Annotated in this window: 21 protein-coding genes; all 21 read right to left on the bottom strand. The window is 46.4% G+C overall.

Translation table 11 applies throughout. From position 1 onward, the window contains the following. Positions 1–57 precede the first annotated feature (57 nt). The 21 genes from JI741_RS22475 to JI741_RS22575 all read right to left on the bottom strand — a co-directional run bounded on the left by JI741_RS22475 (position 58) and on the right by JI741_RS22575 (position 22,255). Positions 58–1,041, bottom strand: a complete 984-nt coding sequence (locus JI741_RS22475) for a GNAT family N-acetyltransferase (RefSeq protein ID WP_202013674.1) — start codon at positions 1,039–1,041, stop codon at positions 58–60. 70 nt (positions 1,042–1,111) lie between these two features. Next, complete coding sequence (locus JI741_RS22480) at positions 1,112–2,227, bottom strand: glycosyltransferase (protein WP_236676225.1); 1,116 nt, start codon at positions 2,225–2,227, stop codon at positions 1,112–1,114. A 14-nt stretch (positions 2,228–2,241) separates the two neighbouring features. Then, positions 2,242–3,327, bottom strand: a complete 1,086-nt coding sequence (locus JI741_RS22485; RefSeq protein ID WP_202013675.1) for a glycosyltransferase — start codon at positions 3,325–3,327, stop codon at positions 2,242–2,244. After that, positions 3,324–4,460, bottom strand: coding sequence for a glycosyltransferase (locus JI741_RS22490; RefSeq protein ID WP_202013676.1), 1,137 nt, complete (start codon positions 4,458–4,460; stop codon positions 3,324–3,326). Before JI741_RS22490 ends, JI741_RS22485 begins: the two co-directional genes overlap by 4 nt. Further along, positions 4,457–5,002 carry a serine O-acetyltransferase gene (locus JI741_RS22495; RefSeq protein WP_202013677.1) on the bottom strand — a complete coding sequence of 182 codons (546 nt, stop codon included), beginning with the start codon at positions 5,000–5,002 and terminating at the stop codon, positions 4,457–4,459. The genes JI741_RS22490 and JI741_RS22495 overlap by 4 nt, the downstream gene beginning before the upstream one ends. After that, the gene (locus JI741_RS22500; protein ID WP_202013678.1) at positions 4,999–6,192 is read right to left on the bottom strand and encodes a polysaccharide pyruvyl transferase family protein; all 1,194 of its coding nucleotides are present in this window, start codon (positions 6,190–6,192) and stop codon (positions 4,999–5,001) included. The genes JI741_RS22495 and JI741_RS22500 overlap by 4 nt, the downstream gene beginning before the upstream one ends. A 2-nt stretch (positions 6,193–6,194) precedes the next feature. Then, complete coding sequence (locus JI741_RS22505) at positions 6,195–7,379, bottom strand: outer membrane protein assembly factor BamB family protein (RefSeq protein ID WP_202013679.1); 1,185 nt, start codon at positions 7,377–7,379, stop codon at positions 6,195–6,197. A gap of 12 nt (positions 7,380–7,391) precedes the next feature. After that, a complete protein-coding gene (locus tag JI741_RS22510; RefSeq protein WP_236676226.1) occupies positions 7,392–8,243 on the bottom strand; it encodes a glycosyltransferase family 2 protein in 852 nt (283 codons plus the stop codon). After that, complete coding sequence (locus tag JI741_RS22515; protein ID WP_202013681.1) at positions 8,243–9,052, bottom strand: glycosyltransferase family 2 protein; 810 nt, start codon at positions 9,050–9,052, stop codon at positions 8,243–8,245. Before JI741_RS22515 ends, JI741_RS22510 begins: the two co-directional genes overlap by 1 nt. Before the next feature lie 87 nt (positions 9,053–9,139). Then, positions 9,140–10,003, bottom strand: a complete 864-nt coding sequence (locus JI741_RS22520; protein WP_236676227.1) for a glycosyltransferase family 2 protein — start codon at positions 10,001–10,003, stop codon at positions 9,140–9,142. 7 nt (positions 10,004–10,010) lie between these two features. Continuing rightward, positions 10,011–11,306: a glycosyltransferase gene (locus JI741_RS22525; protein ID WP_202013682.1), complete on the bottom strand. Its 1,296-nt coding sequence runs from the start codon at positions 11,304–11,306 to the stop codon at positions 10,011–10,013. Beyond that, positions 11,290–12,084, bottom strand: coding sequence for an FkbM family methyltransferase (locus JI741_RS22530; protein ID WP_202013683.1), 795 nt, complete (start codon positions 12,082–12,084; stop codon positions 11,290–11,292). Before JI741_RS22530 ends, JI741_RS22525 begins: the two co-directional genes overlap by 17 nt. Then, entirely contained in the window at positions 12,081–13,487 is a 1,407-nt protein-coding gene (locus JI741_RS32975; protein WP_304494609.1) for an acyltransferase, read from the bottom strand. The genes JI741_RS22530 and JI741_RS32975 overlap by 4 nt, the downstream gene beginning before the upstream one ends. A 68-nt stretch (positions 13,488–13,555) precedes the next feature. Continuing rightward, on the bottom strand, positions 13,556–14,674 hold the full coding sequence (locus JI741_RS22540; RefSeq protein ID WP_202013684.1) for a glycosyltransferase: 1,119 nt from the start codon (positions 14,672–14,674) through the stop codon (positions 13,556–13,558). A gap of 13 nt (positions 14,675–14,687) precedes the next feature. Beyond that, positions 14,688–15,410 (bottom strand): class I SAM-dependent methyltransferase, encoded by a 723-nt coding sequence (locus tag JI741_RS22545; RefSeq protein WP_202013685.1) that lies wholly within the window; start codon positions 15,408–15,410, stop codon positions 14,688–14,690. A 2-nt stretch (positions 15,411–15,412) separates the two neighbouring features. After that, positions 15,413–16,165, bottom strand: a complete 753-nt coding sequence (locus tag JI741_RS22550) for a TylF/MycF/NovP-related O-methyltransferase (RefSeq protein ID WP_202013686.1) — start codon at positions 16,163–16,165, stop codon at positions 15,413–15,415. A gap of 4 nt (positions 16,166–16,169) precedes the next feature. Continuing rightward, positions 16,170–16,784, bottom strand: a complete 615-nt coding sequence (locus JI741_RS22555) for an acyltransferase (protein WP_202013687.1) — start codon at positions 16,782–16,784, stop codon at positions 16,170–16,172. Between the two features lie 34 nt (positions 16,785–16,818). Next, positions 16,819–18,084 carry an ABC transporter ATP-binding protein gene (locus JI741_RS22560; RefSeq protein ID WP_202013688.1) on the bottom strand — a complete coding sequence of 422 codons (1,266 nt, stop codon included), beginning with the start codon at positions 18,082–18,084 and terminating at the stop codon, positions 16,819–16,821. A 9-nt stretch (positions 18,085–18,093) separates the two neighbouring features. Continuing rightward, a complete protein-coding gene (locus JI741_RS22565) occupies positions 18,094–18,972 on the bottom strand; it encodes an ABC transporter permease (protein ID WP_202013689.1) in 879 nt (292 codons plus the stop codon). Between the two features lie 50 nt (positions 18,973–19,022). Continuing rightward, complete coding sequence (locus JI741_RS22570; protein ID WP_236676228.1) at positions 19,023–21,458, bottom strand: polysaccharide biosynthesis tyrosine autokinase; 2,436 nt, start codon at positions 21,456–21,458, stop codon at positions 19,023–19,025. A 2-nt stretch (positions 21,459–21,460) separates the two neighbouring features. Continuing rightward, complete coding sequence (locus JI741_RS22575; RefSeq protein WP_202013690.1) at positions 21,461–22,255, bottom strand: polysaccharide biosynthesis/export family protein; 795 nt, start codon at positions 22,253–22,255, stop codon at positions 21,461–21,463. Positions 22,256–22,267 lie beyond the last annotated feature (12 nt).

The following is a 22,267-nucleotide window of genomic DNA, read 5'->3' on the forward strand; positions in this document are numbered from 1 at the left end:
GATTGAAAAGGATAAGATACCCGTTAGAATAATGATGAGGATGCCGCCCAGCATATCTTAAAAAAGTTCAAGATCGCCCAACGTGGGAGACCATTGGTTAAAATCCTGTAGTCCGCTCAGGTCCTTCAAACTTAATGAACGAATGGTGACCACAGGCCCCAACGAAGTTCGAATAGCCGAACGGAATATTTTTTCAGTGCTTACCGACACCGTGCCGGATAAGGTTATGTAGTCTATTCCCCATTGCTTCCGCTTCTCTTTCAACTGGAGCATCAATTCCCTTCCATCGCTTTCCTTCGCCAAAAAGCAATCCGTAATGCGCAACTCGCGACCAAATCGCGAAGGTTTGATTCGACCAATCACCAGCCCTGTGAGTTCCCCCTTCTGCTCTTCTGCAATACCTACATAGTTTGCCACGGGAACATCCAGATAGCGCCATTTCAGGTAGGCGACCGAACTAGACGTGGAGAGCGATGCCTGGTGTTGAAAATATTTCTTCAACAGGGCGTCCAGTTGAGGATGGCGAAGGTGCTCCGATAGCGCGGAACTTGCGGCGCCCTCGCGCTTGTTGCCCCCAAACAAACCATTCCGGATCATGTGGATCGGACGGACTATGCTCATTTTCACGGGAAGCCTGCCTGCCTCACTCCATCCCATCTTAAGATAGCCGGGCTTACTCTGCGTATTAGGCGTATTGAATACAAAATGATCTCCCGCCTGAGTGCATGTGTCAACCAAAGACAGTGTGAGTTTTTTAAATATCCCTTTTCCCTGATGGTTGGGATGGGTGGCCGTATCCACAGCACGAACGGCACGATAGCGTTGGTCTTTCTGGCGCCACTCCCAGCGCATAAAGGCTCGCACGCCAATCAATTCGCCGTCTTCCCAACACACTAAGACAGGCGAAGGACCAAACGGATTTTCAACGTGCTTCCACCGCCAGTATCCCTCCGATTTGGGCATCAGGCTTTCACCAAGACTTTGCTTCAGCAAGTTTACAATAGCTGGGATGTCGTGCTCCTGAGCAATGCGGAATTCCATGTTTTTCAAAGCTGTTCCAAAAGAACAAATATAAACGTTCTGCCTTCAGTTTTCGCGAAATAGGCGGCCATCAAACACTTTGTCGGTAAAGCGTCTCCAGTGCTTCAACCATTGTTTCCATACTGAATTTTTCGATAACCCGGCTCCGGGCCCGATTGCCAAACGCCACCCGAAGCTCGCGATCGCCCAACAGCCGACGCGCATGTGCAACCAGCGATTCGGGGTCGTCGGTTCCACACACCAGCCCGTCTATCTCCTGCCGGATAACTTCCTTGATTCCCCCCGCGTCCGTTGTCACGATGGGGCAGTTCATGGCCATAGCCTCTAACAGGGCAATGGGCAATCCCTCGAATATAGACGACATCATGTAGATGTCGAACGCAGCCAGATAAGGTCTCACCTCGGTCTCCAAACCGGGCATGTGAATTTTGCCCGTCAACCCAAGGGCATCTCGTTTTGCTTTTAGCGCTTCCTTTAACGGACCGTCGCCTACAATGATGAAATGACTTTCTGGAAAGTATTGCAAAATTTTGGCGGCAAGCTCCATCCAAAGGTCCAGTCGTTTTTGAAAACGAAACACGGCTATTGTTCCGATAAGGGGAGCTTGCGCGGGAATATTCAGAGCCTTACGTAACGTCGAATCACGGAAGTCATCGCGCTTGAAATGATTTGTGTTTACGCCGTTCAGGATCGTTCGCACCGGCACCTTGATATGCGGCTTGTGCTTATGAATGGAATCCGCCACGTCAGCAGACACCGCGATTACCGTGCGGAGCGCATTCATGGTCATCAAATTAAACGTGCGTGTTCCCCAATGATAGCGCTCCTGCTTGTTGTGTTCGGTATACAGCACCGGCACACGGCATATTTTACCAACCCTTCTCGCCAAAATTCCTGCCCAGGGCAAATGAGCATGAATGAGTTGAATGTTGTGTTCTCGAATATACTGTGCAACCTTCCCCGCACGCATCATGAGTTGAAGATTGTTATTCGCCGGAATGCATGTTACGCGACCCCCGCTTTGTCGGATGCTTTCTTCCATCTGATTCTTCCAGGGAAGAAAATAGATGTAGTGAAACTCGAAGTCCTGCTGATTATGCAACTTCAAGGTTTCGGGCAATAGCATTTCCGCTCCGCCGCGACCGAGCGATTTAATAATGTGAAGAACCCTGATACGTCCGCCCATAGGTGTTACTTTGTTCATCGCTTGCTAATAACCACGTTTTGATATACTTCTTCAAATCGCTTGGCCAGGAATTCGTTCATATACTTTTCCCGAACAAGAGCGTGCGCACGTTCCGTGAGCAATGCCGTCTGCTCGGGTTTATCCAGCGCCGACAGCACAGCCTTTGCAAATTCTTTTTCATCATCTCTTTCAATCAGCCAGCCCGTTCTTCCCGATTCCACCAACTCTCCCACACCACCTACCCGATTGGCAACAACGACCGTTCGAACATAAAATGCTTCCATAACAACCCCAGGCAACCCCTCAATGATGCTGGGCAGCAGCAACACGCGGGCCGCAGAAATATAGTCAAGAACATTAGGCTGATAGCCCTGAAACTGCAACGCATGTGCTATGGATAATTCCTGGGCATAAGCCTCTATCTCTTTGCGCAGCACACCGTCACCCACGAGCCACATTCTTACAGTAGGCCTCACGGATAAAACATCGCGAAATATGCGCAGCAATCCGCGGTGATTTTTTTCAAACGAAAATCCTCCCACATGCACGAGGTACACGTCGTTGGGGTCGTGAGCAATGGGCGTATAGTGCTTTTCCTCTATACCTCCCGGAATCACCGTGGTCTTCTTTTCAAGAAAGGGAAACGTCTTCACCAGATCGGCGCGCGACGCTTCACTGACCGACGCAACATGCGTGACACGCTTCAATAAAAATCCATTAAACGCTTTCGCGAATCTTGAGCGAATATAGGCGCTAACCATGCTGGCATTCCGAAATATGATCGGTGCCTTCCACCGAAACAGAATTTTGGAAAACACGGCATACTTCAGCGTGTCGCCCGCGTTGGCTTGCACCACGTCAGGTTCAAATTCAAGAATAGCGTCGGCCAATTTTTTCCACCCGGCTCTATCCCAGAACCTTTTTTTCAATTGCACCGACAGAGACGAAACACCTCCTGAAAAGGGCAGGTTTGCATCGCCATCGTCAAGACTAACAATACGCACAGTATGTCCCAACGCCAACAAGTGCTGCGAAAGCTGACTTGCAAAAACTTCCGCGCCGCGCAGTTGTTTCTTTTGTATGATGTGCAAAATTCTCATGGCTTCAGGAGTTCATCATACGTCGATTCATACTGTGCTGCGATGGCGTCAATCTCAAATTTTTGTTGCGCCTGAGCGAAGGCCGCCAAACTCCGCGTCATAGATTTCTCACGATTGTGCAACACTTCTGATATACAGCGTCCCAAATCAGCAGCATCGCCAACACGATGAATGAGAGCTTCCTTCTCCCCTACGCATTCCAGATTTTCCGGAATGTCTGACGCTACTATGGGTGTTTGCGACATCATGGCCTCAATGAGGGCACCCGGCAACCCTTCGTAATGAGACGGGAACACAAAAGCATCCGCCAGTTTCAACAGCATTGGCACGTCGGCGCGCGTACCCAGCAAAAAAACTTTTCCCCGAAGCCCCAGCGCATCCACTTCTGCTTCCAGCACTTTCCGGAACGGCCCTTCACCGGCAATCAACAGCACCACGTCGGGCGTTTGGAGAACAACACGTTGAAAGGCACGAAGCAAATCCAGCTGCCCTTTTCGTTCCAGCAGTCGGCTCACATTCAGCAGCACCTTGCGACCTTCGATGTTCAACGATTTCCGCAACGTCTCAACATCCGATGAGACAACGGTCATGAAACGATTTATTGAACGTCCCCGGTAGATCACCAGTATCTTTTCTAACGGAATGCCTAGGGCCTTTGCGTTACTATTTTTAATCGCAACCGAGTTCGATATAAACAAGTCTGCACGCCGTGCCGTAAAAGCATCCAACGCTTGCAAAACTTTCAGCTTCAACTTCATGAGAAGTACGGCATTTTGAAAACGGCTGCTGTGATACGTGTTGTTGACCAGACTATTCACCAACGGTTGTCCATTTCGCCGAAGCCGACGGGCCACAATGTCGGAACGGAACAATGTTGAGTGAATCACTTTCGGCTGCACGGTGTGAACAATCTGTTGCAGTCGTTTTGTGGCCTCCCTGAAATTATAGTGTCCCGAAACGTTGAGTGAAATGACCTCGATGCCGCGCGCCACATAGTCACTCTTCAGCGAGTCGCCAGGATAAAGATGGCAGACAACCGGTGTGTATTTTTTGAAACGGGAAGCGATGTCTAAAATACTCTTCTCTGCACCGCCCATTTCAAGGGTGTCGATCACAAAAAGTATTTTTTTCATGACAGCGTGTTATTTATATAGCCCGCGCTGCCCTTGTCTTTCACAATCGTGGCGGGATTTCCGATCACCAGGGCATTGTCCGGAACATCAAAGTTCACATAGGCCAACGGAGCGATCAACACATCGTTACCAATCGAAATTTTTCCCACCACTACAGCGTTTGCTCCAACCCACACGCGGTCACCCAGCGTGGGCGAGCCCGTCTTCGATCCGCGGCTCACATGTCCCAAGGTAACACCCTGGGCCACGTTGCAGTTGGCACCGACAACAGCATCCTGATTGAACACGATATTGCCATAGTGCCCCATAAAAAAACCAGGGCCAATTTTGCAGGTGTGAGGAACCTGAAATCCGAATTTCACCTGCATGCGTTTATACCACAACCGCGCAATCAATCCCACGGGATGAACGGCCGAATACGATTCGCACAAACGCTTCAGACGAACAAACCGAAAACCCGGATGCTTAAAAAAACAACGCAGCGCAGCGCCACTTGACGTGCTACGTACATAGCGATACAAATCTTGCTGCCCTACGCTCATAAGCCCTTTAGTTCGGATTTCACTTTTTGCAAGAACGCATCATAGTCGTCGGCCAACTGCTGGTCCACACGCTGCAAGGTCTTCGAAACCTGGCCGATGCTGCCTTCTGCCAATACAGCCTGAATCCGTGTCATCGCTTCGTCGATAGAAAAATTCTTTAGATTAAGATGATGATTAAGCATGGCGATGCGCCCCAGCAGATCGTATATCTTGCCGGTAACATCCTCTTTATAGCGGTTCGAAAAATCGACCGACACAAAATTCACATGATTGCGAATGCTGAAAATCGTCGAGTGAAAACGGTCCGTTATACAAAACTGAAAAAAGCGATACACATGCGCCCACTCCAACGGGTCAAGCTGGGCCGTCAGGTTAACGTGACAATATTCGTTATACTGTCCGATGCTCACCACTTGATAGCCCATGGCGTCGAACGTTGAGAATACTTTTGCTGATAATTCTTTCAACTCTTTGATGTTGCTGGATAGCGACAATCCCAGAATCGGCTTTTTCAGATCGACGCCTGCAGCTTCCAGTTTTTGTTTGGCGGTTGCATAGATCGACTCCTCCATGGTGAGGGCAAAGGTGGGATCGGGCATGAGACTGAGCGGCGCATCCGGCACGTTGGTCTTTACAAAATCATAGGTAAACCGATCGCGCACACCGATCAACCTGAAGTCACGCAACAACTCCACGGCCTTGCTCCGATCACCTTCCTTTAATGCAGAAAGGTTTAAGGTGTTGGCCGTCGCCGCGGATGCAATCCGTATAACATTAATGGGCTGAGGCAACCAATAGATATTGGGGAACGGGCGACTGAATTTCTTATAATCAATTTTCCATACTTCATCGCTCCCCACCACAACCGCATCATAATGCTGATTTATGAACGCTGTGGCCTCCTGCAAATCGTCGGCAACAATACGGCGTTTGCTGAGCGGGAGTTTACGGTTCACAAAATTTCTCACTGTGATGTATTTGCGCAGTTTAAAGAACGCCGACTTCCGAAACTTGAGCACATCTTTGAGAATATCGAACCGCTCTCGTTTTTCAATCATCTTGTAGCGAAAATCAATAATCTCCACGGTGGCGTCCGGGAACAGCCGTTGCAACGCCTGCTGTTGCGCATACGCCTGCAATACGGCGCCGTCATTGATCACGTGGTGGTATGTTACTATGCCTATTTTCATTGTTAACTCTTATACTTTAAATATTTTCCTTCCCACGTTGCCGTAAAGATATGACCTTCTTTGTCCAGCACCGGCACTGCCAGGGCCTTGCCATACTCCACTTTCCATTGCACGTCTCCACTTCTGGATATGCGCAGCATGGCTCCGGAATGTTGACTCGCTTTTGTATTGACCAGCAGTGTATCATGCAAATCCATGCTCACACTTGTCCACAGACCGCGATCTTTCGTGGCAATGTCTTTGCGCACCTGCACGCGTCCTTGCTTCTTGTCAAGAAAAAGAAGCTCGCCCCGCATCGTGGGCACAACCACAAAATCAGTATGCGACACAGCGATGCTCCCCCGAATTCCGGCAGCCATTTCATGCTTCCAAAGCAGCGCGCCGGCAAAGCTGAATTTGTATACTATTGCCGACACATTACCTTTACTCGTCGAACAATAGATGGCGTTGTCGGCAGCATCAATAGACGGGTTGCCCCATGAATTATAACCTCTTTTCAAGGCACGTCGCCAAACTATTTTGCCCTGCTCATCGAGCCAGAAGATGCCGTTAGACTGCGACACCGCCGCGATGTGATCTTGCCCCGCTACGTTTGATACAGCCACGCCTGCCAGGTGATTGTAAGGTAACCCCAAATCCCTGCGCCATTTCAATGCACCGGAGGTCGCGTCCAGCGCCACCACACCCAAACCATATAAATTCACCACAATTGTGTCCTTTCGAACCTGGTTGGGCGAACCCCACGCGTTTATTTTCATGTACTTGCGAAACTCGTAGTCATAGCACCAATAGCTATAGACATTCGCCAAGACGCGTTTCATTTTCGACAAGCTTGCCAGCTGCTTGAATCCGTGAAAAACCCAATCCAACGTTCCGTCCAGGCGCAAACAAAGCACGTCCGATTTATTGGCACAAATATATATCCGGTTGTTCAACAGCATCGGACTGGAGTATACCTTGTCTTCGGTCTGAAACTGCCAGCGAATTTTTCCCGATGGATCGAGCGAATAAATGCCATTGTCGTGACATCCAAAATAAAGATTGCCCTGGTCATCAAAAACAGCAGTAGACTCCGGTCCCTTAACAGGATACTGACGCAGTGTTGTTTCCCACACCAGTTCCGGAAACGCGCGCTGCCCCAACTCAAAGGGGAGCCTGCCGGTGCGTTCACGATCAAACAAAAACATAGGCACTACGGGTTAGGTAAAACTGGTTAAGAATCGATACAGGTTGCGGCCGTTGAAGGGGTTAACACGAAAACTCTTCAGGAAGTAGCTTCGGGCCATGCCACGGTTTCCAAGGGCACGGTAAAGGTAGCCTGTTTGGCTTAGGATGGTTGATAAATATCGTGGATCGGTTTTCAAAATCGCATCGTATGTATTTAAGATATACAGATTCGAATGTACTTTATTTTCAAAACTGTTGCTCGTCCGCTTCTGCGAATGAATGAAGTAGTCGGCTGTCACATGGCGAACAACGGCATAGTTGACCGTGTGCTGACATACGCGGATGCCAAGCTCATAGTTCTCGCTAAACTTCAGTGTAGTGTTATATCCCCCCACCGTCATAAAAACATCCTTTTTGATGCAAAATGCTCCGGCCAAAAACAAGCCTTTCACATGATTAAAAATCTGGCCAAGGTCCGACGGCTCTTTTATCTTCTCCACACCGTCCTTCACCATACGACAAGAACCGAAGAGTACGTCCGCGTGCGTTTGTTCTATGGATTTTCCGAAGGCCGACAAAGTACCCTCGCGCAGCAGATCGTCACTGTCCAGAAAGAACAGGTATTCGCCCACAGATTTTTCCACCGCAAAATTTCGCGTATCAGAAACTCCGGAATTGGGCTTTTGAAAATACCGTATTCTCCTATCGTTCAGATAAGGCGCTAAAATTTCCGGCGTGTTGTCTGTAGACCCATCATCTGCAACAACAACTTCCCAGTCTTCGTACTCCTGCCGAAGCACACTGTCCAGCATAGCCGGCAGCGAAGCAGCACGATTGTAGGTCGGCGTGATGATCGATAGCAAGGGGCTTTTTCGGGTTGACATCACTGGCCTGACTCGTTAAGGATTTTCTTCCGCTTCCACGACTCGATACCAAGCAACCTGTACACCCGGCGCAACGTGGTGAGCCAAGCCTGGTAGACTTTCAGCGCCAGCTGCGAGGGATAGCGTTCGAAATATTTCGCGATGATGGCTTGCCTTTCCGTTCGGCCAAGGTCCAGCAGGGTTGTGCTTTTCGAAAGTGGCTGATCCCGAAAAGCTCCCAAAAACAAAGGGATGTGCCTGAACGTGGTCACCTTCGACAGGCGACACCACAACTCAAGGTCGATAGCAAATTTCAATTCTTCATTCAGATAGGGACCGGCTTTGTCAAAAGCCGTGCGTCGCCAGAACGTACATTCCTGAGGAAGTGTTTTAGCGAACCTGAGCTGGCCGGGCAGATAAAAGAAATACTTTCGTTTGAAGAGTAAGTCCGATTGTTCGCCAATGACGTGCCTGTCGCTAAACACAAGCCCGACGTCGGCATGGCGCGCGAAATATTTCCCTACCGTCAGCAAAGCCCCCGGAAGCAACACATCATCCGAATTCAGCCAGCACAGAATTTCGCCAGTCGCCCGCGAGAATCCCTTATTGATGGCGTGACCAAAACCCCGGTCGCGTTCGCTTTCCCAATAACTGAGACGGTCGGCATACTGCCGGATAATTTCCACCGACTGATCGGTGCTGCCACCATCAATGATGATATACTCCAGGTTCGGATACTCCTGCGACAAAACCGACAGTATGGTTTCTTCCAGGAATTTACCCTGGTTATAGCTCGGAGTAACGATCGATATTTTAGGCCATGCGTTCATGCTGCATTTTCAGAATTAATAGTTGAAAAAGATGTCCCACTTTTCCAACATCACCGGGGTGCAAAGAAGTGGTGGCATCGTTCCTTTTTACTTTGACGATGTCATCACTAATGTGTTCGACGAACGATCGCGTGCTATCACCGGCGTAAGCCCTTGAAGCTTTCGCAACACACGTAAGCCACGACGCCTCAGCTTGTCGGGCAGAAAATCCATGAGCGGCCGTAGGATCCGTATGATCCGCACCTTGCGCTTTTCAGAACCCGAAAGCAATGCACCTTCGCGCAACAAAATCGTGTGTACTTGCTTGATGTACGCCTGGAGCCCTTCCAACGACTTCTGTTGTTGACTCCGCTTCCGAAAACCGGCCATCGCGATATGGATACTGAACAGTTTTTCGTGCCGGAAGAATCGTGCCCACAATTCAAAGTCTCCGGCCAACGAAAACGAAGGGTCCAACCGCGCACCCGAAGCCTGCCACAACTCCCGGCGCCAGTAGGTAGACTCCTGCTGGATCCAGCGATATTGCCCGGATACAATCTTCAGCCTTGACCAGGACTGCACCGGCTGAAACGAAATGATCCTGTCCTGCTCGTCAATTGACGAAGGCATGCCCGTTACCCACTTCACTTGTGGAAAACGGCTGAAGGCGTCGTGCACCGTAAGAAGCGCACCAGTCATCAAAATATCGTCAGAGTTGAGCCAGCCCATAATGTCGCCCGTGGCTTTTGCAAAACCCTTGTTCAACGCATCGTAGAGACCAGCATCTTTCTCGCTCACCCAGTAGGCCAGGTGCTGTTCATATTTCTTTATGATCGCCAAAGAATTATCCGTGCTCCCACCGTCAATGATAATATACTCCAGGCGGTCATACCCCTGCCCCAGCACCGAGAGAATGGTCCGTTCAAGGAACTCGCCTTGATTATAGTTGGGAGTGATGATGGAGATTTTCAATCTATTGTTATCCTTTATTTACGACACTCTTAATCTGTGTATAAAGACCTAAGTAAGCATTCGCCTGCACACGAAGATTATACTTCTCACTGGCCTTTCTACGAATATCGGCCGAATCAAACATTCGCGTGTTTTTCAAAAACTTAAAAATTGTGTCCTTCAATGCATCGGCGGTGATGCGATCGCACAGCAGTCCATTGTGTCCGTGCTCCACCATGTCGACTACGCCTCCTACGGGAAATCCGATGACCGGCGTTCCGCATAACAAGGATTCAAGGACAGTATTTGGCAGATTGTCTTCCACAGACGGAATGATAAACGCGTCGGCCGCAGAGTAGGCAACACTCATCATCCGCTCATCTTCTATTCGCCCGAGGAATCTGACATTACTATTGGGAATGTCGCCCTTCTTCAGGCCAATGGCACATAGCTCAACATCGTTCGCATTGAGTTCGGTCAATGCCCTTTGCAGAAAAGCAAATCCCTTCCGGTGATTTTGGAGATTGTCTGCCACAAAAAGCAAACATGTTTTATCCACCGGCATTCCCAGCAATTCGCGAGAATATCGTTTGTCGCGTGGCGCGAAGATTGTTGTGTCGAGGCCGTAGGGAATGGTGCTGTGTGGAAAACGTTTGAACAATGCGCTGCCTTTAGAACACTCCGTCAACCACCTGGACGGTGCCACAATATGAAGGTCCTTCACGTCCGATAAGGCTTTGATCTTAATCGCGAGGTTGTGTTCCAGTGTTTGTCGAAGCGATCCCAGCATCTCATTCTCCTTTTGCCCACCGGCATCCGTCATTCCCTGAAATTTCTCTTCATAGTGAATGCCCCCTTGAAACGGCCCCATGTCGTGCAGGGTCCAAATGACAGGTTTCTTGTTCAGGCGAAAGAAAGAAGGGTAATCTAAAAAGTCTGCCACCCAATGCAGATGAATGATGTCCGACTCACGATATACTGCGGACGAAGTGATGTCGGCAGCCGACTCGGGAAAGCTGAAATATTCAGACCCTGGAGGAAGTTTTTTTTTAAACTGCTGTTGCGCTCGCTCTTGCCGGTTGCGTGTTGGATCGTCGACCAGTTTCAGCTCATGAAGAACTTTTCGCGCCCGAAGCATGGCCTTGTCCCAACGCGACGATGGTCTGAACAGAAAACTCTGCGGAATGTTCTTGGTCTTCTTCCGAACCAACAACTTGGAATCGACATGCAGATCCAACAGGCTTTTGTGCAGGCGTATGCACGCATTTGCCGCGCCACCCTGATCCAGCGTATTTACATGGAGCACTTTAAGATCGGATGCCATAAATATTCAGTTGCATGTCCATGCCGTTGTATGCATTCACTTTCACAAACGGATTTTTCGAGATCAGCCCCGGCGCATTTATGTTCAATCGAAATCCGGCCCGCTTCAAAATATCCAACAATTCAGGAAGCGATTGCTCCTGCCCTACAAATGAATGATACTCCACAAAAATGTTTTTCACATGCTGCAGGTGGCTTTCACAATCCTTTAGCACAATCATCTCAGCGCCCTCAATGTCTATTTTCAGCAAATCTACGGGCTCGCTCAAATAGCTTCGCAGAGAAACCACATCAATCACATGGCTGGCGGTTGTGTCGGTAGAGATTCTCCCGGCATCGGCGCCCTCCGCATAAAATCTCAACTCTTTTTCTTCATTCCACAGACCTTTGTTTACCAACGTCACATTCTGCAAACCAAACGCATTCACATTGTCCTGCAGAATTGCAAATATCTTCTTGTCGGGTTCAAACGCTACAACCCGGGCATTCCCATAGAGTTGTTTGAAATACAAAACGCTCACACCGATATTCGCACCGGCGTCGATAATGAAGGGTCGCTCGCGGGTGCTCAGAAATTTATAGATCGATCTTTTATAGATTTCCTCGTAGGTGAAAAGAAACGACGCACTGTCTGCATATTTGAATGTATGACCTCGCAAGACAATTGAGCCCGGAACATAGCGAGGTGTGCCTTTTAGCTGTTTCACAATAGGATCAGCATTTTCTATCCTGGCCTTCAGCAGGGCAACAAGTTTAGTATAAACTTTGTTAAGCATCATCTTGAGTTTACTTTTTTAGCGGGAACGCCTGCTACAATTGTGTAGGGGTCTACATCTTTCGTCACAACACTGCCGGCAGCAACCACTGCTCCATTTCCAATAGTGACACCTGCCAATATTTGCACGCCACACCCGACCCAAACATCATCACCGATGGACACAAAGTTATTCACCCGACTCCAGGGTTGATTTCTTATCAGGTCCTCTTTCTTGTATTCATGATTTGCAGCAATAATGCTGACCTGCTGAGAGATCAAGCAATTCTTGCCGATTGAAATTTTCCCTCCCGAAGCTCTGATGTTATTCTGCTCACCTATGTATGTATTGTCTCCAACTATCAGACAAGAGTTCCGTACCTCCTTGCTATTATTAATCACCCAAACAGTAGTAAACTCTCCCACGTAACATCCCTTTCCAAAATTAATGTCCCTAGCATCATCAAAATGAAATGTCGACAGGGGGCTAATAAAAGCGCCCTTGATCGTTAGACGTTTCTTGGAATAAATAATCAACTCTCTTTTCTTATACAGTTCGAGAATGAAGAGCGGTAGCTTATAAAAAATGCTAAGGCCCTTCACAACTTTGAAGAGTTTGTTGGGCTTCGCTTTTTTTGCGGACTCAGATAGCCGATAATAACTCTTTATAGCTTCCGTTCCAATTACACTTTGTTCAATCTCAACTCTGTTCACCTCAACATTGGGGTTCGATCCATTCACCTCATAAAACTCATTGGGCGTAGAGTTCGTTCCCGTATTATCCAATCCTATATTTCTTATTAATGATTTGTTTGGATGCAATGCCAACCCGTTCATAAAGAACATAGAAGCGTACCATTTCACCGCCCAGGTTTTGATCCTTCCGGTGTAGTTGAACCATAGCTGACTAAAGAAATCATACGAATTATCAAGATTAAACCGCTTCCGATCCTCTTGCGTAGCGAATTTATTTATCAAAGATTTTTCATCCTTCACAAAATGCTGCCACGACCTCTTCCACGTTCCCCATCCCCAGCATAAATTAAGGCAGGTAAAAAAAGTTGCAGGCAACGACTCTTTCACTGGAAACATGAAGGCAGAAACCTGCATAACTCGCTCGTCGTGTTCATAGGTAGTCAGGCCGTCATTCATATACTTCAAAAAACCAGGCGAAGTAACAATATCGTCCTCCAACACAATAACCTTCCCATAACGATTAACTATTTCAGTGACACCACCGCTTATGTTCTCTGCAAGGCCGATGTTTTTCTCTCGCTTAACAAATACTATTTCCTTACACCACGCCCTGCTTTTCACGATTGATTCTATCTCGGCAATCGCTTCGACATCCTCAACCGACGCATGATCCTTGGCGCCGTCGGCATAGACATACAACGTAGATTCATTTGCCAATTCATTTTTAGACAATGCCTCCAGGGTCTGAAGTGTGTGCCTCGGACGATTGTAAACAAACAATACTATGGGTGCCAGTCGCATTATCTAGGTCTATTAAGAATAATTTCAATTCCTTCATTAAGAAGACGTATGTGCCTCTCCATAGTGAAATGGCGATGAATCTTCTCCTTACCTGCCACGCCCATTTTCCTCGCTAGTTCTCTGTTTTCTAAAATAAACAGTAGATGCTGGCTCATTGATTTCACATCACGTTCGTCGCACAAAAGACCTGTAACCCCCTCTTCCACGACGTCTATTATTCCAGCGTGACGAGTTGCTATCACTGGTAAGCCGAGTGCTTGTGCTTCCAAAATGGCGACGGGCGTTCCTTCAGAATCTCCATGGGACGGAGTGATTGAATGTTGAACAAATGCAATCGAGTTGACCATTAGATCCTGAATTTCATCACGCCCGAGTGGGCCAATTAAATTCACATTATTGCCCATTTCAAAAGCATTAATCAATTCCTTGCAAACTTCCCAAAGCACGCCATCACCTACCATAACCAGTTTAGCATCAGGATGCTTTTCAAGCACGTGCTTGAAACTAATAAGAGTCAAATAGGGCGCCTTTTTATCAACAAATCGTCCAACAGACAAAAACTGTTTAGTAACAAAGGTTGGACTTAACGTAAGGAAGGAGTTATCTACGCCATACGGGTTATACACAATCTTCTCCGCGGGAGCGCCCAGTGCAATGAGCTGCTTCTCCATCGCTCTTGAAACCGCAATAATTGCTGTAGCGTACTTAAATACTTCCTTATAGCCATTGCTATTTCTTTCGAGAGTAGGTTTATGAGTGGCATCATAACCATGAAAATGCACTACCATCGGAATACCAAGTACACGAACAACTTTTAGTACGGCAACGGCGGTGGGCCCATACTCGGCCAGTACAACTTTGATTTTGTTTGTTCGGAATGATTTAGCAAGTAGAAACTCTTTACTGGAGAACTGTCGGTAAAAGCATGATCTCAGCACCCGATGCAAGACACCCTTAAAAAAAACTTTGGTTCCAAGAGCTGTGTCATCGTAAAAAGAAGGGAAGCCACCTCCATAATAGTAAAAAACCTTACCACTCAGCAATTTCCTATGCGCTTGAATGAAAGTCTCCGAATAGGCATCCTTATTCGGGCTAACGATGGCAATTGATTTTGTCATCAATTTTCTGATTTCATTTCCGAATGAAGCCTACCAGCCCGGTTATCATCGTACTTTCCTTCCATTTTTTTGCGATGACGTCACGCTTAATCAAATAGGATTGAATAGGTCGTATGAACGGAATAATCATATTCCGCGTTAACTTATTCATTGGTGCCCTCTTGATCCAAAGCCCGAGCATTTGCGCCATACTCGCATGCCATCCACCGAGAGGCTTAATGTCTATATCTAAAAAACCAACCTTGCGCAGTTCCCTATCAAGGGAAAAAGGTGTGAATCTATATTCGTCGTACGGCACCTCATGAAGGGGCCATAAAAATGGGACAGTAAAAAACAAAAAGCCTCCCGGTTTGAGCACCCTGTATATCTCAGACAATACCAGATTAGTATCTGGGCAATGTTCAAACACTTCTGTCGCCATTACTATGTCAAATGTATTATTCTCAAGTGGCATAGCTTTTCCATCCCACAAAATATCAGGCTTAATAACAGAATCGTACTTCAGAGCACCTTCTATGTCCATACCCAAATAAGAACTGACGGTGCTATTGGTGGTGATGAAATTTCGATAGGGCATCTTTCCACATCCTACATCTAAAAGTTTTCCAGCGAAAAATGGCAAACGATTCGTGAGCGAAGAGACGATCGCCTTACGATGAAAATATACATCGAGCGTATCCCTATCATTCTTGATGTTGACAAAATTATCTTTAGAACCATCAACTTCTGTTGACATACTCAATCATTTAGTTTTACCGCCACACGCCCCGTATAATCAATTCGGCTTAAAAAGATCTGAATTTTGTTTTTTTCCAAATATTCATCGATCGCCTTTCTGCATCCCTTCCAATGTCCATAGTCATCAATAATCAAAATCCCACCCTTTGCCAGCCTTGGAAACAAATACTCCATTTCCACCCGGGTGGACTCATACCAATCGGTATCAAGCCTTAATAGTGCTATTTTTGAAGGCACGTTGGACGGAATTGTATCTTCAGCTTTTCCTTTTATAAAATTAAAATTCGAAGCCGGATATCCCGTTGATGCAATATTCTTCTGTACTTCATCTATCGGCGAATATGCCCATCCCCACGACGTTTCTTTACTTTCTGAAGCGAGGCGCTCAGACGCCTTTACCCCCTTCAAATCTTCATCCATATCAGTAGGGGCACTCATTCCATCGAAAGTATCATAGAGATGAATTTTTCGAGACGTGTCTTTTGATTCAATCAACGTGTAGGCCATTGCCATCACACTTCCTCCCTTCCAAACTCCACACTCAACAAAATCCCCTTCTATTCTATTCTTAGTTATATAATTCACTGAATCAATAAGACACTTGACCCTATCAATACTTGTCATGGTATATGGGGTGACTTTACCAAACACTTCGGCTTCAAAAGCACCAATGTCCAGTGGAACACTTTTTTGAACAGCACTCTTTGGCGCTTTCTTTCTGCCCCTTATGGCATTATAAATTTTACGTAGCATTCTTTTATTTTTTAACTTCAAATTCCCGATTACCTCTTTCCTTTATGATCCTGGCAGGCACCCCACCAATAACTTTAAACGGAGAAACAGTTTTCGTCACGACGCTCCCTGCCGCCACAACACATCCCCGTCCAATTTCAACGCCATCCAGTATGCTGCAGGCGTGCCCAATCCATACATCATCGTTGATAACAATTCCTTTACTCACATTCCCTTGAAGCGCAATCGGCGCGTTAGAATCACTGAATACATGATTATTGGGAATGATCATATTGTGACCTGCTATCAGAACATTATCTCCGATCCAAGTTCCTCCATGACCGTAAATGATAGTATATGGATTGATGCTACAATTGCGCCCTATTTTTATGCCGCCGCCATAGGTCTTCAATATGACACCCTCATAGATTCTAGCATTATCACCAATTTCTATTGTACCTCCAGAAACAATTTCCAACACCGCAGTTTCCGAAATAAAAACCCCCTTGCCTATTTTTATCCCAGGGGTAGTCTTCATCAAATGCTTACGTACTCTCGCTCTAAGTGAACCATCGACCTTGTAGCACCTCAGGATAACACCAAATAAAGCATTTTTCAAAAGTTGTCTTAGCTCTTTCATCGCATAAAAGTTCTGCAATTCAAAAAAAACGCTCCTATGACAAAATCCATTTATAATCTTCTATATACTTCATCTCATTGATCGTCCACGGATAGGATCTTTCCAAATTTAACATCGTCACTTCAAAATAGCAGACATCATTCAACATCTCTATCTTAGTCCTTCCGTAGTTGGCTGTAAAATGCACCTTCAATCTATAGTTACCCATATAAAGCCTACATTTTGGAATCACACACTCCAATTTGAATTTTCCAGTTATATCACAAAAATTCATGTTGTTGTGATATAGCGTGAGATTTAGAATTCTCTCATCATAAGCGTTGACAATCTCAATAGCAATCGCTGCACCGTCAATCTTAACTTTATTATCTATTTCAAATACAATGCTCATTGGCTGCCCGTTGTCCTGAATATTGTTTGGGCGGGTAGTTTTTAAGTACAGCTTTTCAATTCTAGATTCATCGGACTTATTCTCTTTTTCGTAAGTCAGCTTTGAATGATCAACTTTATTTTCAAGTAAATAACTATTAATCACCGATTCAGTTTCACCTTCCATTGCAAGAGAACCTGACTTAAGCAAGAAAGACTTTTTACACAGAATGCTAATAGCTTGCATATTGTGACTTACAAAAAGAACAGTCCTGCCACCATTTTTACTCACTTCCTTCATCTTACCAAGTGCTCTTTCCTGGAACTCAAAATCTCCAACGGCGAGAACTTCATCAACAATCAAAATCTCTGGTTCCAGAAAGGCTGCAACGGCAAACCCCAAACGCACCATCATTCCTGAAGAATATCTTTTCACCGGTGTATCTATATATTTTGACACCCCGGCAAAGTCAACGATGTCATCAAACTTGCTTGCAATCTCGTACCTCGTCATACCGAGAATGGTCCCATTCATAAACACATTCTCCCGGCCAGTCATTTCTGTATGAAAACCGGTTCCCACTTCAAGGAGAGATGCAATTCGACCTTTTATTCTCACATTGCCTTCCGATGGGGCAGTTATTCTTGAGAGGACCTTCAGAAGTGTCGATTTACCCGCACCATTCCTGCCAATGATACCCACAACGTCACCTTTATTGATATTAAAGCTAATATCTTTTAAGGCCCACACATACTCATTCTTGGATGCCGCCTTCGTACGGTCATTCAATTGCCCCACTTTTGCATAGGGATCACCTTGCCCGCGAGCCTTAGCCCACCAGCGCTTAAGGTCGTGGCTGAGCGTTCCTGTTCCAACCTCGCCAAGGCGATACAATTTTCCCAAACTCTCTACTTCAATAGCTCTGCTCATATCTAGTTTCTACACGGTATCCATGAACGTATTCTCCACCTTACTAAAAATCAGAATTCCTAGGGAAAGGACAATCACTGTTACCAACCCTGTGTAGCCTAGACCGCCCCATGACCAAACACCAGATCCCGTAAAGGCAAAGCGGAACCCCTCAACAAGATGTGTTACTGGATTCATCAAAATCAGCCCCTTATACTTTTGTGGAACAGATGACAACGGATAAATAACTGGAGTTGCATACATCATTAGGCTCACGCCAAATTGGATAAGGAAATTAAGGTCTCTATACTTGGTAGTCAGTGACGTGAAGATTATCCCCAATCCCATGCCTAACAAAGCAATACAAATCAGCAGGAATGGGACAAAAACAATATGATAGCTGACGTGGATTTCCGTGCCCTTCAGTACATATACGGCCAACACAACAAGAAAAAACAGAAATTGAACTAAGAATTTCAATAGCCCGGAAGTTACTTTCGCAATGGGCACAATTATCCGTGGAAAATACACCTTACCAAATATGTTGGCATTCTCAAGAAAAGTCTTTGATGTGAGCGTTAGGGATTCTGAGAAATAATTCCAGATGATAATGCCCGAACTATAAAACAATGCTTTAGGGATACCATCCGTCGAAATCCCAGCGATGCCTCCAAAAACCACAATGTAAACGATGGTTGTTAGAATAGGTTGAACAAAGAACCAAATTGGCCCCAATATCGTCTGCTTGTATATTACGATAACATCACGCTTTACAAACATGTAAAGCAAGTCCTTATACCGAAGAACATCTCTCCAGGGTATGTTGAAGAATCCCTTATTCGACGACAAGACAACATCCCATTTCGTCTCAACTATTGACACTGAATTTTGATCGACTTTATCACTCATGATTTTCAAATCTAATAAGCCTTTTTTCTTTCTCAACTCTCACAGCTACTTCAATCCGAGTAATATCCTGCGTCCGTTTTCTTATCCTTGCCGTAGCGATAACCATAGCCATAGCCATAGCCATACCCGTAGCCATACCCGTAGCCATGGCCATACCCATAGCCCATACCCGTCTTGCGCAAATCATTAAAGAGTATGCTGATCCGTGGCAATTTACCCGTGCTGTAAAACTCATCCACGGCCTGCAGTGCTGCCTTGGGTGTATAGTCTTGCCGTATCACAAACAAGCTGTGATCAGCAAAGTTTGCTAACACGAAGGCGTCGGTAACAAACGACAATGGCGGTGTGTCCATCACAATAAAATCATACCGGGTGCGCAACTCTACAACCAATTCGGCCATCGCCGGGCGAATCAACAACTCACTCGGGTTTGGGGGCATTGGACCGCCCGCAATCAAATCAAGATTTTCGATGGCACTGTGCTGAATCACATCGTCAAGCTTTACCAGGCCCGACAAATATTGGCTAAGGCCAACATCATTGTTCAACGACAGGTCATCATATAACTTTGGCTTTCGCAAATCGGCACCGACAATGACGGTGCGTTTGCCTGCCAACGCCAAAACCGTAGCCAGATTCAAACTCGTGAACGACTTCCCCTCTCCGGGTATAGACGACGTCACCATAAACACCTGCTTGTCCTTATTGCCCGTAAAATAATTGAGGTTCGACCGCAACGCGCGAAAAGATTCGGATAATGCAGAACGGGGCTTGTTATACACAATGAGTGGATCGGCAGCCTGGTTGTGACCAATGGCTCCGATGATGGGCACACTGGTGATCTTCTCAATGTCGTCTTTGGATTGTATCCGGTTATTTAGAACTTCCAGTAAGACAAAAATGAAGATCGGCAAAAAAATCCCTACCCCTGCGGCGAGTGCATAGTTCTGATCCGTTTTCGGCGTAATGGCTCCTCCCGCCATCGGCGGGTTCACAACAACAATATCAGATGTTGTCGATGCTTTTGAAAGCCCTGCCTCCGTGCGTTTTTGCAACAAGAACACGTAAAGGTTTTCCTTTAGTGAATAATTACGCTTGATCGTGACCAGTTCGCGTTGCGTGCTCGGCAATCTTGCCAGTTGCTCATCCACCAGCTTAATCTGGTCGTCAATAAATTGAATATTGATCTGTTGCGTTTTACGGGTGTTCTCAATCGTCTTTAGAATATCTTTCTTCAAATATTCTATGCGAGCAAGTTTATCATTCAACCGTGGATTATCCTGTAACTTGTTAACACCCTTCTCCATGTTGCCCTCGTAGATGTTGACTTGTGTCTGCAACTCAATCACTTCGGCGATCAGGTTCGACACAATATTATCTGTGATTCCTACACTGGCCGGAGTAAAAACGCCATCGTACTGGTCGCTTTTCAGGAGCTTTGTAACATAGCTGAAATAGTTGTCCAACAACCGGAATTGGAATTTCTGCTCCTCGTAGCTCTGAACCTTCAAATACAACCGGTTAGTTTCCTCTTCGAGTGAAGTGATGATGTTTCGTCGTTTGAAATTCTCGACCTGGTCTTCATAGTGTTCCAGCGAATCGCCAATCGACAGCAGTTGTTCATCCAAAAACCGGATGGCCATGGTGGCTACCTTGTTCTTTTTTTCAATGTCGTAAAATTGATAGCGTTCTATGAACTTGTTCAGAAAGTCAATCTCCTTCTGTGCTACGGGGCCTTTGATTTCAAGATCCACCACAGAGGCGCCAACGGTAGACCAGGTGGCCGTTAACCGGCTGGAATATTGCTTCGCCAGCCAAAGTGGGTCATTAAAACGCACCACAAAGTTTTTTCCAATCAAATGTTCGACCGAACCCCGCGAAGCAACGAACAACCTGAATCCATTTATGGCGATTGTATCATTAAAATGCAGTTGCGAAAATTCTTTGCCCGACTGTGACGCATCTTCGGTCAGGTATTGAAGTGAAAACGTTCGGGCATCTTTCACTTCAAAATACATCGACTTGCCATAGGGAGGCTTACTTCCCGGAAGAATGGAGAATGCAACCGGAAAATCGGAATCGTAAAACTCGGTTGTCAAAATCTCCCCTTCCCGGTAAAACGAAACATCAAATCCAAGACTCTCCAACACTTCCTGAAGAAGCGGAAAGGATTTCATGATGTAGATCTCGTTGTAAAAATTACGATACGGGTTAATCAGCGCGTTGTTATACAGAAATTTAGCGCCTGCATTTTCTTCGTTCTCTTTTATAATGATCGAAGCCTTTACGGGGAAAATTCTGGTACTGTAACGGTTAACAACGTAGGCGATAATGAGGGCGGCGGAAAGTGAAAGCAAAATAAAATACCAGAAACGCAAAACACGGTCCAGTACGCGTTTGAAATTAATCTGTATGCCTCCTGCAGATTCCTTCACAGGACCCGTGCCAACCTCCGGAAAATCAGCTATGGAACGATTTGTATTCAAGATTATCGGGTAAGGGTGACAATTAATAGACCAAAGGATATGGCTGTCGTAACAATCGCCAGGTTCGATGTAAAATATTTTCTAAACGTGCGTTGCTTTAGCGGAGGCACGATAATGACATCATTTTGCTGCACGTAGTAATAGGGAGATTCTACAAATTTCTCCTCCAGCAAGTTCACATAATACACCTCGGTCTCAGGCCCACGTTGCCGGATCACCTTCACCAGAGTTCTATCGGCTAATTCCGTTAATCCGCCTGCCAAACCCAGCGCCTCGCTCATCGTGAGCCGTGTGTTTGTAGAGATCACCGTCTGCTCCCTCAAAACCTCGCCCAGTAGCGTGAACCGGAAATTCAGCATCCGCACACGCACAATCACATCGGGCATATATTTCGACGCCCTGGCCCGGATCGAATCTTCTGCCTGGAAGGGCGTGAGCCCGGCTAGTTTTAATTTGCCGAGCACCGCATATTCAACATACCCCTCGCGATTAACCAGGATGCCGTTTGCAGATGAGTTACTAATGCCACCTCCAGCCCGAACTTGAGGTGTCAGCTTTGAAAGAAAATCAAACGCATCGCTCTCGTCCGTCAGAGTTTCAAAATTAATACTGAGCAGATCAAGGGGTTGAATATGATACTCCTGTATGTTCAAGGCATGCCTACGCAACACCGTATCGCGCGGAATCTCCTTCCGGTGCTTCAAATCATCCTTCTGATAGTACACCAGTTTTCGGTTGGGCACGCAGGAACTTAAAATCAAGAGGGCTAGCCCAATGAAAAGCCAGATACGGGTCATTTATTTTGTCGG

Source organism: Chryseolinea lacunae (genome assembly GCF_016735595.1).
GTDB lineage: Bacteria > Bacteroidota > Bacteroidia > Cytophagales > Cyclobacteriaceae > Chryseolinea > Chryseolinea lacunae.